At 38.9% G+C, this 16606-nt stretch carries 22 protein-coding genes; 8 read left to right on the top strand and 14 right to left on the bottom strand.

Annotation, left to right across the window (positions count from 1 at the left end; genetic code table 11):
* Nucleotides 1-103: 103 nt before the first annotated feature.
* The 6 genes from ACSU6B_RS03130 to ACSU6B_RS03105 all read right to left on the bottom strand — a co-directional run bounded on the left by ACSU6B_RS03130 (nt 104) and on the right by ACSU6B_RS03105 (nt 5083).
* Entirely contained in the window at nt 104-1612 is a 1509-nt protein-coding gene (locus ACSU6B_RS03130; protein ID WP_410882663.1) for a leucyl aminopeptidase, read from the bottom strand.
* Between the two features lie 111 nt (nt 1613-1723).
* On the bottom strand, nt 1724-2332 hold the full coding sequence (locus ACSU6B_RS03125; RefSeq protein ID WP_214714946.1) for a 3D domain-containing protein: 609 nt from the start codon (nt 2330-2332) through the stop codon (nt 1724-1726).
* A gap of 175 nt (nt 2333-2507) precedes the next feature.
* Nucleotides 2508-2831 carry a YuiB family protein gene (locus ACSU6B_RS03120; protein WP_214714945.1) on the bottom strand — a complete coding sequence of 108 codons (324 nt, stop codon included), beginning with the start codon at nt 2829-2831 and terminating at the stop codon, nt 2508-2510.
* A 176-nt stretch (nt 2832-3007) separates the two neighbouring features.
* Nucleotides 3008-3133, bottom strand: a complete 126-nt coding sequence (locus tag ACSU6B_RS03115; RefSeq protein ID WP_215002681.1) for a YuiA family protein — start codon at nt 3131-3133, stop codon at nt 3008-3010.
* Between the two features lie 156 nt (nt 3134-3289).
* Nucleotides 3290-3808 (bottom strand): NUDIX domain-containing protein, encoded by a 519-nt coding sequence (locus tag ACSU6B_RS03110; protein ID WP_410882660.1) that lies wholly within the window; start codon nt 3806-3808, stop codon nt 3290-3292.
* A gap of 57 nt (nt 3809-3865) precedes the next feature.
* Nucleotides 3866-5083 (bottom strand): NAD(P)/FAD-dependent oxidoreductase, encoded by a 1218-nt coding sequence (locus ACSU6B_RS03105; protein ID WP_215002685.1) that lies wholly within the window; start codon nt 5081-5083, stop codon nt 3866-3868.
* Nucleotides 5084-5542: 459 nt separating this feature from the next.
* On the opposite strand from ACSU6B_RS03105, the gene ACSU6B_RS03100 reads away from it, so the two are divergent.
* Entirely contained in the window at nt 5543-6541 is a 999-nt protein-coding gene (locus ACSU6B_RS03100) for an NAD(P)/FAD-dependent oxidoreductase (protein ID WP_215002687.1), read from the top strand.
* Between the two features lie 45 nt (nt 6542-6586).
* Here ACSU6B_RS03100 and ACSU6B_RS03095 read toward each other — a convergent pair whose 3' ends face one another.
* Together ACSU6B_RS03095 and ACSU6B_RS03090 are read right to left on the bottom strand one after the other, a co-directional pair.
* Nucleotides 6587-6952: a HesB/IscA family protein gene (locus ACSU6B_RS03095; protein WP_410882658.1), complete on the bottom strand. Its 366-nt coding sequence runs from the start codon at nt 6950-6952 to the stop codon at nt 6587-6589.
* Between the two features lie 165 nt (nt 6953-7117).
* Nucleotides 7118-7357 carry a YuzB family protein gene (locus ACSU6B_RS03090; protein WP_088089474.1) on the bottom strand — a complete coding sequence of 80 codons (240 nt, stop codon included), beginning with the start codon at nt 7355-7357 and terminating at the stop codon, nt 7118-7120.
* Nucleotides 7358-7581: 224 nt separating this feature from the next.
* Here ACSU6B_RS03090 and ACSU6B_RS03085 point away from each other — a divergent pair, with 224 nt between their 5' ends.
* Nucleotides 7582-8649 (top strand): NAD(P)/FAD-dependent oxidoreductase, encoded by a 1068-nt coding sequence (locus ACSU6B_RS03085; RefSeq protein ID WP_410882656.1) that lies wholly within the window; start codon nt 7582-7584, stop codon nt 8647-8649.
* Nucleotides 8650-8691: 42 nt separating this feature from the next.
* On the opposite strand, the gene ACSU6B_RS03080 is transcribed toward ACSU6B_RS03085, so the two are convergent.
* Nucleotides 8692-9018 (bottom strand): YuzD family protein, encoded by a 327-nt coding sequence (locus tag ACSU6B_RS03080; RefSeq protein ID WP_410882799.1) that lies wholly within the window; start codon nt 9016-9018, stop codon nt 8692-8694.
* Between the two features lie 135 nt (nt 9019-9153).
* Between ACSU6B_RS03080 and ACSU6B_RS03075 the strand changes: the two genes are divergently transcribed.
* Nucleotides 9154-9411, top strand: a complete 258-nt coding sequence (locus tag ACSU6B_RS03075; RefSeq protein ID WP_246869831.1) for a NifU family protein — start codon at nt 9154-9156, stop codon at nt 9409-9411.
* Between the two features lie 67 nt (nt 9412-9478).
* Here the strand turns inward: ACSU6B_RS03075 and yutH are convergent, their stop codons facing one another.
* Nucleotides 9479-10489 carry a spore coat putative kinase YutH gene (yutH, locus tag ACSU6B_RS03070; protein ID WP_410882654.1) on the bottom strand — a complete coding sequence of 337 codons (1011 nt, stop codon included), beginning with the start codon at nt 10487-10489 and terminating at the stop codon, nt 9479-9481.
* A 197-nt stretch (nt 10490-10686) separates the two neighbouring features.
* Between yutH and ACSU6B_RS03065 the strand changes: the two genes are divergently transcribed.
* Nucleotides 10687-11199, top strand: coding sequence for a phosphatidylglycerophosphatase A family protein (locus ACSU6B_RS03065; protein ID WP_088089479.1), 513 nt, complete (start codon nt 10687-10689; stop codon nt 11197-11199).
* A 33-nt stretch (nt 11200-11232) separates the two neighbouring features.
* Here ACSU6B_RS03065 and ACSU6B_RS03060 read toward each other — a convergent pair whose 3' ends face one another.
* The gene (locus ACSU6B_RS03060; protein WP_410882651.1) at nt 11233-11997 is read right to left on the bottom strand and encodes a TIGR01457 family HAD-type hydrolase; all 765 of its coding nucleotides are present in this window, start codon (nt 11995-11997) and stop codon (nt 11233-11235) included.
* 67 nt (nt 11998-12064) lie between these two features.
* Nucleotides 12065-12502: a DUF86 domain-containing protein gene (locus ACSU6B_RS03055; RefSeq protein ID WP_410882649.1), complete on the bottom strand. Its 438-nt coding sequence runs from the start codon at nt 12500-12502 to the stop codon at nt 12065-12067.
* A 214-nt stretch (nt 12503-12716) separates the two neighbouring features.
* Between ACSU6B_RS03055 and ACSU6B_RS03050 the strand changes: the two genes are divergently transcribed.
* The gene (locus ACSU6B_RS03050) at nt 12717-12983 is read left to right on the top strand and encodes a DUF3055 domain-containing protein (RefSeq protein WP_410882647.1); all 267 of its coding nucleotides are present in this window, start codon (nt 12717-12719) and stop codon (nt 12981-12983) included.
* Nucleotides 12984-13041: 58 nt separating this feature from the next.
* Nucleotides 13042-13332 (top strand): cytosolic protein, encoded by a 291-nt coding sequence (locus ACSU6B_RS03045; protein ID WP_410882645.1) that lies wholly within the window; start codon nt 13042-13044, stop codon nt 13330-13332.
* Nucleotides 13333-13361: 29 nt separating this feature from the next.
* Here ACSU6B_RS03045 and ACSU6B_RS03040 read toward each other — a convergent pair whose 3' ends face one another.
* On the bottom strand, nt 13362-13637 hold the full coding sequence (locus ACSU6B_RS03040; protein WP_066258581.1) for a YutD family protein: 276 nt from the start codon (nt 13635-13637) through the stop codon (nt 13362-13364).
* A gap of 115 nt (nt 13638-13752) precedes the next feature.
* On the opposite strand from ACSU6B_RS03040, the gene ACSU6B_RS03035 reads away from it, so the two are divergent.
* Nucleotides 13753-14373 carry a YhcN/YlaJ family sporulation lipoprotein gene (locus tag ACSU6B_RS03035; RefSeq protein WP_410882643.1) on the top strand — a complete coding sequence of 207 codons (621 nt, stop codon included), beginning with the start codon at nt 13753-13755 and terminating at the stop codon, nt 14371-14373.
* A gap of 104 nt (nt 14374-14477) precedes the next feature.
* Here the strand turns inward: ACSU6B_RS03035 and lipA are convergent, their stop codons facing one another.
* The gene (gene lipA / locus ACSU6B_RS03030) at nt 14478-15395 is read right to left on the bottom strand and encodes a lipoyl synthase (RefSeq protein WP_410882641.1); all 918 of its coding nucleotides are present in this window, start codon (nt 15393-15395) and stop codon (nt 14478-14480) included.
* A 207-nt stretch (nt 15396-15602) separates the two neighbouring features.
* Between lipA and ACSU6B_RS03025 the strand changes: the two genes are divergently transcribed.
* Nucleotides 15603-16601 carry a M23 family metallopeptidase gene (locus ACSU6B_RS03025; protein ID WP_410882639.1) on the top strand — a complete coding sequence of 333 codons (999 nt, stop codon included), beginning with the start codon at nt 15603-15605 and terminating at the stop codon, nt 16599-16601.
* Nucleotides 16602-16606 lie beyond the last annotated feature (5 nt).

Below are 16606 nucleotides of genomic sequence, written 5' to 3'. Positions count from 1 at the left end.
AGGAGAAACGCAATCAATAGCAATATAGATAGATGTCATGGAAATCTGCATCTTAAAGCAAAAAACTGTCCTCATGAGGCGGTCATGAGGACAATTCAAGTGGTTATTTCTCGATTGGTTCAAACCGTTCTACAAATAAGGCAAGTGTACGGGTCATGACTCCTGTTGCCCCAGCTGGACCTAAATCATATGCCTTGGAAGAGGTTGCCGTCCCTGCGATATCTAAGTGTACCCACGGTGTTCCTTCGGCAAATTCACCGATAAACGCCCCAGCAACAAGCGCATGGCCTTCACTGCCTGGGGAATTATTTAAATCGGCGACTTTACTGTTTCTTACCCGCTCGATCTCCGTTTCAAATAATGGCAGCTGCCACATCTGCTCACCAGCTTCCACCGAAGCTTCTAACACCTGTTGATATAATTGCTCATGGTTAGTCATTGCTCCAGTAGTATGGAGGCCAAGAGCTGTTATCACTCCACCGGTTAAAGTTGCCACATCTACCAGGTAATCTGCGCCATGATGCTTGGCATAGGTAACTGCATCAGCTAACACAAGGCGCCCTTCTGCATCGGTATTTAAAACCTCAATGGTTTTACCGCTCATCGAGGTAATGACGTCATCAGGTTTAAAGGCATGACCGTTAATCATATTATCTGTGGATGGAATGACCGCGACCACGTTTTGCTCTGGCTGGGTCTCGCCGATGATTTCCATTGCCCCTAGCACTGCTGCTGCTCCGCCCATGTCCGTTTTCATCCCAACAATTCCAGCTTTTGTTTTAATAGAGTAACCGCCTGTATCAAAGGTAATCCCTTTTCCGACGAGGCCGATGACATCTTTCCATTGGTCTTTTCCTTGATATTTCAGGACAATCATTTTTGGCGGCTCTGTGGACCCTTGGTTAACTGCAAGGAAGGCTCCCATACCGAGCTTTTCGATCTCTGCTTTATCTAAGATTTCCACTTCGAAATCATACCTTACAGCAAGGTCTTTGGCATAATTAGCCATATCTGTTGCTTTCAACATATTGCCTGGGAGGTTAACAAGTGTTCTCGCCGAATTCGTTGCTTTTCCAAACGCAAACCCTACAGTTAGTGATGCTTCGACTTCATCTTCCTCATATGTATCACAATAAATCGTCACATGCTCGAGTTTTTTCTCAGGCTCGTTCGATTTTTGTTTGTAGCCTTCAAATTGGTAAGTGGAAAGAGAAAGTGCTTCACTCAACGCATGTGAGGCATCTAAACCATTTACTTCCACTGCTGTAAAGGAATCTAAATAAACAGCGGTTTCCTCAATTTTACTCTTTTGTATTTCCTTAAAAAGCCTGCCAAACGCTTCTTTTAGTTTATCGAAGGTTAAATCCTTTTCTTTCCCTAGACCAACAAACCAAATTCGTTTTGCACCGATTTTACCAAAGCTATGTACTTTACTGATACTTTTTAACTTGGCCGATAAATCACCCGATTTTACTAGGTTTGTAAGCTGGCCTTCGAACCGATAATCAAGACTTGTCAATAATCCTGAAAATTTTTCTGGTTTATCAAAAAGACCAATGATTAAACCCTCATGCTCAGTAGATAGGTCTATTTCCTTTTTAACATCAAACAAACTACTTCACCTCCATAATATTGTATTTTTATTATAACGAATAAACGTTTATTTCGACTAACTAATTATCTTGAAATTTATTAAAAGAAAAAACAGGCCAGCAGCCTGCTTCTATCGTTTCTCCGAGCTAATGTATTGCCCGCGAAAAACTTGCATCGATTTATCTTCATTTAATGATTTGAGTGTTTGCTCTGTCAGTTTCCCATTACCTTTTTCGACGACATAAATATCTAACTTCTTTTTCCCCCATTTATTATAAACATCATCTACCGTTTCATAATAAAGGTCTAGTTCATTCCCTTTAATAGCCCCGCCTTTATCAGCTACAACTCCATACCCGTATCCAGGGATAAAGAGAATCGTTCCAATCGGAAAAACAGATAAATCTGCTGCGATCGTTGAAAATAAATCACGTTTAACTTTTACTCCTGAGTAGGTAATCCCGTATTCAGGATGACCTTTACTCTTTCCTGTTGATTCTACTCCCGCAGTATAACCAGTGGCTGTAACAGTTAGCTTAGGATATTTTGACCAATCAATTTCGTCTTCTAAGGAACGTGAGGTTCCAGCAACGGTTTCAGTGGTTGAGATAACCGATGCAAATTGCTTAATTAGCAACTCGGCATTTACTCCGGAAATAGATTGGAAGGTCGCTAATATTGCCATCAAGAAAAGACACACCATCGCAAAACGCCTAGTCCAATTTTTCATTTTATTCATAAAAATTTTCACTCCTCCCAAAATATTCATTCCCAAGCTAGAGGAAATTATTCAAAAAAGGAGGAGGAAAATTTTTAGAACTGATTTTTCTATTCCTTAAATCCTTGTTCCCCAAAAAAGACCCTTACCTAGAGGTAAAAGTCTAAAATCATCTGGTATTCATTTATTAAAAGTCTTAAAACATTTGGTATCCATTTTTTCGTAAAAGCTTGATTGTAAAACCAGCTGCGACTGCACCAGCAAGCCCACTTATTAAGATAAGAATATCTGCAGTTGCCAGCGAAGTAAACCTGTGGCCCAACTCGTTGAAGGCCATTTTACTATTTGTAAAATATTCACTAAACCTTACTTTATCTACAATAAAAATTGCCACAATTGGATAAACTACTGCCATAACCCATGACATTCTTAGAAGCATATTTAAGATAAATCCAATTCCAAAAAATAAAACAAAGAATAATAAAATCGAAATGATTAAGACCACAATGCTCATTTGCATCCGAGATTCCCCCTTATACATCAACATTTAGTGTACTTAATGTCGAAAAGGGAGTCAATATAAACGAATTATTTTTGCAAGGCAATACTTTCCTTACGAAAAAAAAAAGCCCCTCGAAAGTCTCGAAGAAGCAGTTATGGCTCGTTATCAAACCGGTACAGAAAAGGTAAAAAACCTTATTCTTTTTTCTTGCCTGTTCCATTACAGCACGTACAGGTTTCTGATCCGCCTAGTACTAGTTGAAAATAGCCTTTTCCAGAGCAATAATCACAGGTTGTTGAATCCAAACTCTTAACTGTCATTGTCCATCATCTCCTTAAAAATTAACTTAATTTTCTGATAATATATCAAGGATTAGCTAAAATGGAAAGGTCAGAATTCGAGCGAATTACCCAAAGAAAACGGATACACATTAAGTATTCTTTCATTTACTAAGTGTTCCTTAAATTTTCTAAAAATTATAAAAATATTTTATAGGCTGTATACCCGAATTGATCGCCAGGGTTCAGGTCACTAATACCTGGCTTCGAAAAGGAAACATCATTTTTTATCAGGTAGTGGAGAATAATCGATGCGTCTTTCTCGAGCAGCAGTTCTTCTCGAGACATAAATCTCGCTTCAAAGAGTTCGTTTTCCTGGTGGATCACCTCACCCTCTTCTATCGGTTCAAGCAGGAAATGAAGTAAATTATCACTAATTTCGCCTTTAATAACACCGGTTCTCAATCCCATAAACCCCTTGACCTGACATTGAATACCGGTTTCTTCCTTGACTTCACGAATGACTGCTTCATCCGCAGTTTCCCCCATCTCAACAAAGCCTGCTGGCAATGACCATTGTCCTTTTAAACCGCCATATCTTTTCTTCACGACAAGCCATTGTCCATCGTTAGACTTTACCACGCCAGCAACAGCCAACCAAACCTTCCCACGTTTTTCACGATTGCTCACCCAAACTCCTCCTAACAAAGAATTCATTTGTTCAATCATATCAAAAAGGGACAGATTTCTCTGTCCCTTTCACATTAAAATATTTTAAAATACGTTAAATTTACCTTTTTTCAATACAAGGCCTGCGCCGCCAATCATGTATAAAGAGCGATTATCGACTACTTTTTTCATGAAGGATGCCTTGGCACCAGTTATTTTTTTACCAAAAACAACTCCGATTGCATCATCTTCACCAAGGGAACATACAGTCCCTTTATTGTCAAACGTAAAAGTTTCTAACTCAGCTTTATTGCGAACTAGGGCCGCTATATTACGGGCACAAACTTCGCCTTGCTGCATAGCAATTTGAGCGGTCGGAGGATAAGGACGATTAATCTCCTCATTAATCATAAGGGAGCTGTCACCAATCATGAAGACATCCTCAAAGCCAGGAACACGAAGGTCCGGCTGAACCTTTACCCTGCCTCGCATGGCTTCGAAACCTGATTTTTCAACAATCGAGTTCCCGCGAATGCCAGCGGCCCAAACGACGGTACCAGCTTTAATCTCACGCGGTTCCTCATCACCTTTTGCTACAAAAATTCCTTCTTCCGTGCATTCCTTAATCGCTGTTCCAATTAAGAATTCGACACCTTTTCGTTCCAATTGTGAAACGGCGTAATTCACTAATTCTGGGTCAAAACCAGGGAGTACGGTTGGTGCAGCTTCAACACAAATAATTTTTACTTTATGGGAATCCACATCATACTCATGGCACAATTCCGGTATTCTGTTTGTTAATTCACCTAAGAACTCAATTCCTGTAAATCCAGCACCACCAACAACAATAGACAAGCGATTGTCGTTCTTCTCTTCTTCCATATTGTAGGTGGCAAATTGGTATTCAATATGTTCGCGCAATTGACGTGAAGAATTTACATTAGAGATTCCAAATGCAAATTCTTTTAATCCTTTAATACCAAACGTTTCTGGCTCACCGCCAAGAGCAATAACAAGGTAGTCATAGTTGACCTCACCTTTTTCTAAAATAACCTTTTTTTCTTCTTTGTTTATTTCTACTACTGTATCTTGAACAAAATCCACTTTACTGCGATCAATCACATCACGTATATCATAACGGACACGATCATGATGTAACGTTCCTGCAGAAGCTTCATGGAGCCATGTGGTTTCATAATGATAGTCATTTTTATTCACTAATACAATATCCGCTTCATTAACGCCGATTAATTTTTGTAAGCGAACTGTTGTCATTAGTCCACCATAACCAGCACCGAGAATAACAATTTTAGGCTTTCTCAAAGTGATCACTTCCACCTTTTATTTTTTTTGAATAAACTCTCTTTTTCTTAGCTTCCACTGCTTTATCCATTTTTATTTTGAATAATAGAAAAATGTATGTGATATAATTCACGTATGAGTCCAAAAAAAACGAACTGCTTGGTCAGGATATCGATTTTCGCAGAGATTTATTACGCTAAGAAAGTAAATATTTTTCCATGATTGTCATAAAAATGTGCTTTTTGTGACACAAAAATTTAACAATCTATCCTCAATACATCTTATGCTACTTTCACAGGATTATCAAGCAATTTTTATAAATTAATTAACTTTAAAAGATAAGGAATTGCATCTCCTGTTAGACCTTGTTTTAAATATTGTTTCTATTGCGAATATTACCTTTATAATAATGTGAGAATTTTCTATTTTATGATATTATAGTGTGTAGAGTTTCTAACTACAAGTTGGGGGGGATACGGAGTGCAAGAGAATCAAAAAGTTTATGACATTACAATCATCGGTGGCGGCCCTACCGGTTTATTTACCGCCTTTTACGGAGGAATGAGACAAGCATCTGTGAAGATCATCGAGAGCTTGCCACAGCTAGGCGGTCAATTATCAGCGCTTTATCCAGAAAAATATATTTATGATGTGGCAGGTTTTCCAAAAATCCGTGCACAAGAATTAATAAATAACTTAAAAGAACAGATGCGCAAATTCGAACCTACAGTTGCTCTTGAGCAATCTGTTGAAAAGTTAGAAAAACAAGAAGATGGCACGTTCAAATTAACAACAAATAAGGAAGTTCATTATTCAAAAACGATTATTATTACCGCCGGAAATGGTGCTTTCCAACCGCGTCGGTTAGAGCTAGAAAGCGCTGCTCAATATGAACGGAAAAATCTCTACTACTTTATTGAGGATCTAAATCAGTTTGCAGGCCAAAAAGTTGTTGTTTTTGGTGGCGGAGATTCTGCCGTTGACTGGGCACTAATGCTTGAGCCAATTGCTGAGAAAGTATCTATTGTTCACCGCAGAGATAAATTCCGTGCTCACGAACATAGTGTCGAAAACTTGTATAACTCAAAAGTAGATGTGAAGACACCATATGTTCCTGCCGAACTTATTGGCGATGAAAGTGGAATTAAGCAGGTAGTTCTTGAAACGGTTAATGGTGAAGAGAAAGTAACACTCGATGTGGATGCTGTTATTTGTAACTATGGTTTTGTCTCATCCCTTGGACCCATTAAAGAATGGGGTCTAGACATCGAAAAGAATTCCATTGTCGTAAATTCGAAAATGGAAACCAACATACCTGGCATTTATGCTGCGGGCGATATTTGCACCTATGACGGAAAAGTGAAATTAATTGCTTGTGGCTTTGGTGAAGCACCAACCGCCGTTAATAATGCAAAAGCCTTCATAGATCCTAAAGCAAAAATCCAGCCTTTACACAGTTCATCAATGTTTAATAAATAAGGGAAAAAAGCGTCCCTCAGCGGACGCTTTTTCGTGTTCAATATTTTAGCATTCTTCTGGTGTACCTGTTGTTGTAGCCGTTCTAAACGAAGAGCCACAGCCGCATGATGCAATGGCATTCGGATTATCAATCGTAAAGCCGCCGCCCATCATGGATTCTTTAAAATCAATCTTCGTCCCTTGTAAAATAGCAGCACTCTCTTTATCGACCAGCACTTTAATCCCGAATTGTTCAAACGTGAGATCCTCTTCGTTTACCGTATGCTCAAAGCCCATCCCATAAGATAAACCGCTGCAGCCACCGCCTTTTACACTGACTCGTAACAGCGCACCTTCTTCTTCGTTATGCTTCATCATTTCTTTAATATGGAGCGAAGCTGCTTCTGTTAAAATAACTACTTCATTACTCATTGTATTCCCCTCCTTAAATGAGGCTTTTATTAAATTATATACACAGATTGTTAACTACTCAACTAATTGAATCCTTTTAACTAATATATGGAATAATAAAAAATAAGGGAGCGGCGTTGCTCCCTTATTTTATTCATACTGATGAACTTAGCGCTTCCGCTTTTCTTAAAACATTGGATTTTCTTCTAGATATTGATAAATGTTATCTACCAACTCATCGGCTGTTTTTCCCGTTACCACTTCACCATTTACAAGAGCATATAGGGTAGTTGCACATTTCCCGCAATATCCAAGACATCCATATTCAATAATATCCAAGTTAGGATCTTTTTCTAATTTTTCAAGTGCTTTTTGTGCACCATTAGCAAGATTGCTAATACAAAATTCAATGATGGGTTGAATCATTGCCTTCACCTCTCCACAACTACTTATCCTACTCTATTTAATTTGCTTAGTCAATTACCATGTTTACCCTGCTGATGTCAAGAAAATCATGAATAATGTTGTTATTTCTACACATTTTAGATATACTCGTATTTGGTAAAGAAACGAAAGAATTATACTACTTTTTTTATTGCACACAGCCAATTTTTTAATATGAAAACCGGATATTCAAAGGGGAAATAATAATGAAAAACCTTGTAATTTTAGGTGGAGGATATGGTGGGATGAAAGTTTTAAACGAACTTCTCCCCAACCATTTACCAGAGGACGTAACGATTACTCTTGTGGACCGTGTACCCTACCACTGCTTAAAAACGGAATACTACGCTTTAGCCGCAGGAACCATTTCAGACAAAGAAGTCCGTGTTGCTTTTCCGGAACACCCTCAATTAGTAGTAAAATATGGTGAAGTAATCACCGTTGATACCGCGGGGAAAAGAGTCGTAATGAAAGATGCAGAACCCATCGCCTACGATGATTTAATTATCGGCCTTGGCTGTGAGGACAAGTACCATGATGTTCCCGGCGCAGATCAGTTCACTTACAGTATACAGAGTATCGAAAAGTCCCGCCTTACTTACTCCGTCTTAAACAATTTGGGACCTGGCTCAGTTGTGGGTATTGTGGGAGCCGGTCTTAGCGGTGTAGAGTTAGCAAGTGAATTAAGTGAAAGCCGTGAAGATCTAAACATCAAATTATTTGATCGAGGAAAACATATTCTTTCCTCTTTCCCAGAACGTTTAAGCAAATATGTTGAAAATTGGTTTGTGAAAAACAATGTTGAAATTATCAACGGTTCCAATATTACCAAGGTGGAAGAAAATGTATTATACAATCACGATCAGCCTATTCATTGCGATGTGATTGTCTGGACGGCAGGGATTCAAGCCAATAAAATTGTCCGCGATATGGACGGGGAAAAAGACGGAATGGGCAGACTAGTCCTTACCCCAATTCATCATTTACCAAATGATGAACATGTTTTTATACTCGGTGATTGTGCAAGTCTCCCCCATGCACCAAGTGCTCAATTAGCAGAGGGACAGGCTGAACAAATTGTTGAAGTCTTAAAGAGACGCTGGAAAGGTGAAGAACCTCCTGCTTCCTTCCCACAAATTAAATTAAAGGGGATCCTTGGTTCCCTGGGGAAAAAGCATGGTTTTGGGATGATGGCAGACCGCGCCATTACAGGACGCGTCGCCCGTATGCTTAAAACCGGTATACTCTGGATGTACAAATATCATAATGGCTGAATAAATAAGAAGCATTCCGATGTTATGGAATGCTTCTTCTCATTAAATTGCTTTATACCCATATTTTTCTAGTTCCAAAAAAATAGTTTTTAGGCGAGGGTTCCCTTCGCCAACGACTTTTTCTTTAATGACAACTACCGGGTAAAACATATCCTCTTCGACCACCTTTTTGGCAAAATCGAGTTGTTCATTCTCCCCTGTGGGCTGGTAAATATCAACATACGTCATTTTAAAAGGTTGATCCGGAAATTTCCTAGCTATAGCTGCCTCCAGCCATCCAAACGTTTCTTTTGAAGAAGGTAAATTTACACAACTTGGGCATAATTGTTCCGCTCCATAAACAACAATTTCTACTTCTTGAGTATTCATCATATGATTCCTGCCTTTTCCTTTAAGATTGACTATCTTATTTATACTATACAAACAAAGAAAATGTCTTTAAATGTGTGTTTTCCTAATTTCTGATAATGGATTTTTAGCGCCGATGACATTATAATATAAACTATAGGAAGGGAGTCGATTCATTTGGCAGAACAAGAAATTTTTGAGCAAGTTCAAGAAGTATTAGATAAATTACGTCCATTTCTTCTTCGCGATGGCGGAGATTGTGAATTAGTAGATGTGGAAGAAGGCATTGTAAAACTTCGCCTGTTAGGTGCATGTGGAAGCTGCCCAAGTTCAACAATCACACTTAAGGCTGGTATTGAAAGAGCTCTTTTAGAAGAAGTTCCTGGTATTGTTGAAGTAGAGCAAGTATTTTAAATAATACTCAAAAAAAGCGATTGCCTACCGAGGCAATCGCTTTTTTCGTGATACCTGTAATTAATTATTAATAAAGCCATTCCAATAGCGGGAGTTTTAAAGTCTTAATGGGGGCATCCGTTAGTTGATAAAAACCAGCCAAAAACCGTTCATATTCGCCAGACTGCCGTAAAATTCTAGTTAACTTCTCCTCCAATACCTTTTTATCCTGTTCCGATGTCGTTATATAATAACTCTCGATGCATTCAAAGTAATGAAGCGGGAAAATTAAGCGCGAATATAGTAATCTCCATGTAAAAGGCGACAATGGTGAAATACTTTGGTACTCTTCAAAAAATCGTTTTAATTCCACATCATAGGTTTGAAAATTGTGAAGGTATCTTTCTCTTGTCCATTCAGCTAGGTCACGACTGCGATGGTCAAAAACCCAATCGAATGGGTTTTTAATCATATAATTATTGAGTGGCCCCCATGTTTTTTGGGTAAAACGTTCATGACAAACAGTGCCGCTATCTGTTTCCAATGGCTCATCATCGATTTCGGTATCCACTAAATATTGAATAGCATTCTCCGTTAACCCTAAATAATAGGGGAAAGAATCAATAAACATTCGTTGAAACTCATCTTCAGGTGTTTGAAAAAGCAACCCATTCCAAACCTTTTCCATTTGCTCAAGCCGCTTTTCCCATAATGACTTCCATTGGCCAATCCTGCTGGACCTCTCTATTTGAAAGGGAACCCTTCTCCCACGTTCATGAAATCTAGCCAATTTCCTCCCCAATTTTATTTTTCGCTGAGCTTCCGTTTGTCGATTGGCCAAGACACAATATTTATTTTCTTCCCATGTCGTAATTAGTTGACCTTCTTTCGATTGCAAAAAGACCGGGACATTTTGATCGCCATAATTTCTTAAATGCTGCGATATTTTTTCAAGCTCGGCAAGATCCTCTTCTTCCTTACCAGTTGGTTTGGAGATTAAGTAGAGCCAGCCATTTCCTCTTAACGCATCGTAAGTATCTAATTTTACATATTCATCCACCGTAATGCCATATTGATTTTCCAGCATTTTCTGAAGCATTAAGGTCCCACCTCATTTCTTTCTCTTTTCTTACCTCATGTATATGTATTTAGCTTAAAAAACTTGTTTCTGAATAACGAAGAAAAATGATGGAGAATATAAGGCTTTATCCATGCTCTTTTTTAAGGTGAATTTGCATAAGTTAGAATAATAAAGTATATATTTAGTGAAAATCCATAGAAAAGGTGATCAGAGGAATGGCAGACGACAAAAACGTAAATCTAACCGAAGTAACTGCACGCAGATGGCTGAAAGAAAGAGGCGTTGAAGTACAGGACATCGCTGATTTAGTTTTCTTTTTACAGGAAAAGTATCACGAAAATTTAAAAATGGAAGATTGTTTAGCGAATGTGGAACGCGTTCTTTCAAAACGTGAGGTACAGAACGCAATTTTAACAGGAATACAGCTGGATATACTTGCTGAAAAAGGAATGCTTGAAGAGCCTCTTCAATCCATCATTGGAACAGATGAAAGCCTCTATGGTGTGGATGAAATTCTAGCCTTTTCCATTGTAAATGTATACGGTTCGATTGGTTTTACAAATTACGGTTACATCGATAAGTTAAAGCCAGGGATTTTAGCGCATTTAAATGATAAATCAACGGGAGAGTGCCATACCTTTTTAGATGATATTGTTGGTGCGATTGCAGCGGCCGCATCGAGCAGACTCGCACACCGGGCGGCTCGCGAGGAAAAAGAGAAAAAATAGGTTAGAAAAAGGATGGGGTTGCCCCATCCTTTTTTACATCTCCCATTGATCTAAGGAATCAACGGTATAGGTTGGCTTTCGGCTATAGCCGGAAAGTAGTTCTTTTGTCGTTACACCCGTATGAACTAATAAGGTATCCATGCCTGCATTCATACCTGCTAAGATATCCGTATCATAGTAATCTCCAACCATCAACGTCTTTTCTTTTAGTGTTCCTAGTACCTTTAAGGCCTGGTCCATTATGATTGCTTCAGGTTTGCCGATAAAAATTGGCTGTGTTTGTGTGGAAACCGTAATAACTGATGTAAGTGAACCATTCCCTGGAAGCAAGCCTCTTTCTGTAGGTATGGCAATATCGCCATTTGTCGAAATGAATGTTGCTCCATTTCGAACGGCCAAACAAGCCACCGCCAATTTTTCATAACTAATCTCCCGATCAATTCCCACTACCACAAAATCGGCATCTTCTCCGCCAAAGTTTAATCCCTTCTCTTCTATGGCTGTCTGAATGCCTTCTTCCCCAATCACATAAACGGTGGCATCATTTTTTCGTTCATAGATATAATTAGCTGTCGCTTGGCTGGTTGTAAAGACCTGCTTCTCTTCCGCGGGAATATCAAACTGGGTCAACTTCTCAGCCACCTGTGCCGGTGTTCTTGATGAGTTGTTCGTCACAAATAAATACGGTATTTGTTGATCGCGAAGTTTTTTTACAAAATCGGAAGCTGCTTCAATTCGCTCTGTCCCTTTATACATTGTTCCATCTAAATCAATTAAATAGCCTTGATATTTCTTCATGATTTATCACTCCTAAAATCTATTATGACCATATAAAACAAAAAGACCGCCCAAAACGGTCTGATCATTAGTTCTTAAACGCCGAAACCGGACCTAATTCATTGGCAAGATAATCACGGACATTGGCTGCAAAATTAACCAGTTCATGTAAGTGTTTTGAAAAGACCTCTTGCAGTTCCCGGTGATCAACATCCGTATAAGATTGGACAAGTCTTTTTCGATACTGAATCAGGATTTTTAAAGCTTTCCCCGTTTCAGCTGAAATCACCTTTTCATCCATTAAAATATCAATGATGTCATCGTAACTGCCTGGGTCCCGCATAATAAACCCATCAATCATCGAATTTCCGACATCCAAAACCGACTCAATCATCATCTGGTTTAAACGCTCTAGTGCTGCCTTTTCAAGCGGTGTGGACCACTCCTTTTGACCTAAGAATAATTGTATTTGCTTTTCTAAATATTTTAAGATTTCTTCAATTTTTTCTCTGTCAACAAAATACATCGTATCACTACCTCCATTTTTCTAAATGCTACATTTTTACAAGCGCTGCAGGAGAATTCAGATTAATTGTAACATAATTTGACATCGTTCGTGTTTTTCGATTCCTAAAAGCTTGTGAAATTTTAGGAAAAATCTTTACTCCCCTACATTCACTTTATTTGTTACTATATAGAAGATGTCGAAAATACGTATTTTTTATTAAGGAGACGGTTAGATGAAAGAACGCTTTTTCTTATACGATGATACAGAAGATACAAAAACAAGATTTGTCAGCTTTGTTGGTGAAAATCAACGCTTTGATTTAGCGATTGTTCAAAGTGACCGCCATTTCGGAAAACATTTGGTTCTTGATATGCAAGGAAGCCGATTTGCCATCATTGGTTTAGACGATTTGCAAGAGGAAGGCTATTTAGAGTACGCTTTCAAGTTGAATGATGAAGATGCAGAGGAATTAAGGTCCTTTTTAATGGAATTAATTTAATGTGATGTCATGAATTACACTCCCTTTGAAAATAATAGTAGTAAAAGGGGGATTAATCATGACAAAAAACGAAGAAGAAAAATATACGGAATTATCCAACGTTGAAAAACAAAGGAACTTTCTTACGGCGGAAGAATATCCGGAAGGTCCTTATGGTTCTCCAATCCGTGAAAACGAACCGGTTCAAAACAAAAGCACACCTTGGACAGATGGACAAAGGCCATACAGCGCCTTTAATTACGAAAATAAAACACTGCATCAAGATCTTCCACGGCAGATGGACGGGGCACATCCAACACATAATGACCCTGAAAAAGATGAACAGCCACCCTATATGGAGACAACGTAAAAGAAGGGCCAGTTTAGCTGACCCTTCTTTTATTTCTTTACTTTTTTCAAGACAAAATATGCACAGCCAAAATTGCAGTATTCATAGAGGTATTCACTTAGTGTACTTATTTTTGTATCAAACGTGGCTTTTTGGTTTTGGTCGTCGAAAAAGCCCTTTAACCGAAGTTGACCATAACCCCAATCGCCAACAACATAATCATACCTTGTTAAAATATCACTAAACCTTGCTTTAAGGGCTTCCTCATTAAAGCCGTTTCTATGTTCTTGGACCATTTCATAAACAGTGTTGTTCATTATAATCATGATATTTCACCTCTTTTGCCAGCTAATTCCTATTAACCATTATAACCGATTCCCCATCAATTACTAAGAAAAAAAATCCTCTAAATGGCTATTCTAATAAAAGGAGGTGTTGAAATTGAAAAAATTAGTCATAATCTTGGGATTATGTACAATGACAGCTTTAACAGGGTGTACTAAGGATATGGGAAACCGTGATGTGTATGAAGAAAGTGGTAATACCATAAATGTAAATAATAAAAGGCATGACCTTTACAATGAAGGGGCAAGCCGTGGTGTTCGTAACGTGAGCAACAATTATGGATTTGTCCGCCATCAAAAGAGTCCGTTGATGAATGATAATACGGCTAATGACCACTTTACAGCCTTAAATCGTGAACAGGTGGCGAATATTATCAGTAAATACAGTACAGAAATTCCCAATGTAAATGATGTCGCTACACTAGTGACAGACCAAGAAGTATTAATTGCGTATGATACAGATTCAAAAGATCGCAATTTGACGGCAGACCAAGTCAAGAAAACGGCGATGTCTGTCGTTCCAAGATATTACCATGTCTTCGTTACTGACAATAAAGTGTTAATGAGGGATGTTGAAAATCTCGCGAACCTTGACTCCACAAGCAGGAACGCCCGGAATTTGGTTAATGGGCTAATTAAGCAAATGAAAAAATCCCCACAAGGACAGCGAATGAATGCAAGTGAGGACGAAAATGGACTAACGCCTGACGATAAATAGAAAAGCGGAAGCGCCTTGCACAGGGGCGACAGACATAAGACGAGTTAGACAGTCATTCCCAAATAAATTAAAGAGTTCAGTCACTTTGACTGAACTCTTTGGTTTTAAGCTTGTTGTGCTTCTTGTTCACCAAGGATTTGCTTGTGTTTTGCTGCAGCATTAACTTGCTCATCTGCATGATAGGATGAGCGGACAAGCGGGCCTGCTTCACAATGGCTAAAGCCTTTACTAATTGCAATTTGTTGTAATTCTTTAAATTCATCAGGGCTATAATATTTCTCCACCTTCAAATGACCTTTTGTCGGCTGTAAATATTGGCCAATCGTCATAATATCGATATGATTTGCTCTTAAATCATCCATAACCTCGATTATTTCTTCCTTCGTTTCCCCTAAGCCAACCATTAAGCTGGATTTTGTTGGAATATTAGGCTGCATTTCCTTTGCCCGACGAAGAAACTCAAGGGAACGGTCATATTTTGCCCGGGCTCTAACTCTAGGTGTCAGCCGTCTAACCGTCTCAATGTTATGGTTTAAGATATCAGGTTTAGCATCCATTAATACACGTAAATTTTCTTCTTTTCCTCCCATATCGGAAGGCAGAACTTCAATACTTGTAAATGGATTTTTCCGGCGAATCGCTCGAACTGTTTCCGCAAAAATGGCAGCCCCGCCATCCCTGAGATCATCACGGGCTACCGCTGTTACAACCACATGTTTTAAGTTCATCAATTGAACAGAGTCTGCCACTCGTTCTGGTTCTTGCCAATCAAGCTCTGTAGGTAAACCCGTTTTAACCGCACAAAAGCGGCAGGCACGAGTACAAGTATCCCCAAGAATCATGAAGGTAGCCGTACGTCTTTCTGCCCAGCATTCATGAATATTAGGGCAGCGTGCTTCTTCACAAACCGTGTGCAGATTCTTTTCACGCATCATTTTTTTCAAGCCCGTATAGGACTCGTTAGTATTTAGTTTTATTTTTAACCAATCCGGTTTTCTAAGAATTTCTTCTTTCTTACTCACGTTCAGCACACCCCTTGAAACGATATATATGTTTCTATATGTTGTCACTTTAACATACTGAAATAATATCGACAAGCAAATCGGTTTATATTATCTAATGCAAACCATCTTGATTCAGCTAAAATCTCGTTTACCATTTATTAACCATAATGAAATGGTTTAGAAAACATAAACTAACCTTGTACATTACTCGGAAGGAGGATTCTTGTGCGGACTGTTCTAATCATCGGAACCTTTCTTTTATTCTTTACCACTTCATTCACGGTCAGGGAGGCTCAAGCAAAAACAAACGAAACTGATCCATATCAAGAAAGAATGAAGCTTTATAAGAAGGTTGAAACGGTTACCCAAATTCCTTGGTATTACTTAGCGGCTATTGATCAATATGAAAGAAGCATCCGCCAGGTCCGCAGAGACTTACCTAAACCAGATAGCGTAATCGGCATCTATTTTCGTCCAGAAGAATGGGCTGGTTTAACCAATCCAAATCCTTTGGAAGAAAACCCAGCAATCATCCAGTTTTTTGATGGAAAGGGTGTGGATGGGGATGGGGACAGAAAAGCGAGTCTTAAAAATGATGAGGACGTCCTTTATACGTTTGCCAATTATCTACTTTCATACGGAATTGATCATGATAATATAAAAATCGGCTTATGGAATTACTATCATCGCGATAAGACCGTTAGTATCATTGCTGGAAAAGCAAAAATATATCGACATTTTGGCCGGATTGATTTAGATACACAAGTATTCCCAGTACCGATCCGAAGCAATCACAGTTACCGAAGTACCTGGGGGTCTGCCCGCGGCTGGGGTGGGCGCAGGATTCATGAAGGTACCGATATTTTTGCTGACTACGGTGTTCCGGTTCGAGCAACAAACTATGGCATTATTGAAATGAAAGGCTGGAACAAGTTTGGAGGATGGCGTATCGGCATTCGTGATATCAATAATACCTATCATTACTTTGCCCATCTCAGCGGTTTTGCTAAGGACTTAAAGGTCGGCCATATTGTTGAGCCTGGTATGATTATTGGCGGTGTAGGGAGCTCAGGGTACGGCCCTCCAGGAACCTCAGGAAAATTCCCTCCTCATTTACATTATGGGATGTACAAAGACAACGGTGTGACCGAATGGTCTTTTGATCCCTACCCTCATTTAGCTAAATGGAAACGAATGGAGCGGATGAATGCCAGGAAAAAATAGGACTG

It is taken from the genome of Neobacillus sp. C211, from assembly GCF_051842875.1.
Taxonomy (GTDB): domain Bacteria; phylum Bacillota; class Bacilli; order Bacillales; family Cytobacillaceae; genus Neobacillus.
The sequence above is the reverse complement of the archived record's forward strand: the minus strand, read 5'-3'. Positions and strand labels throughout refer to the sequence as shown.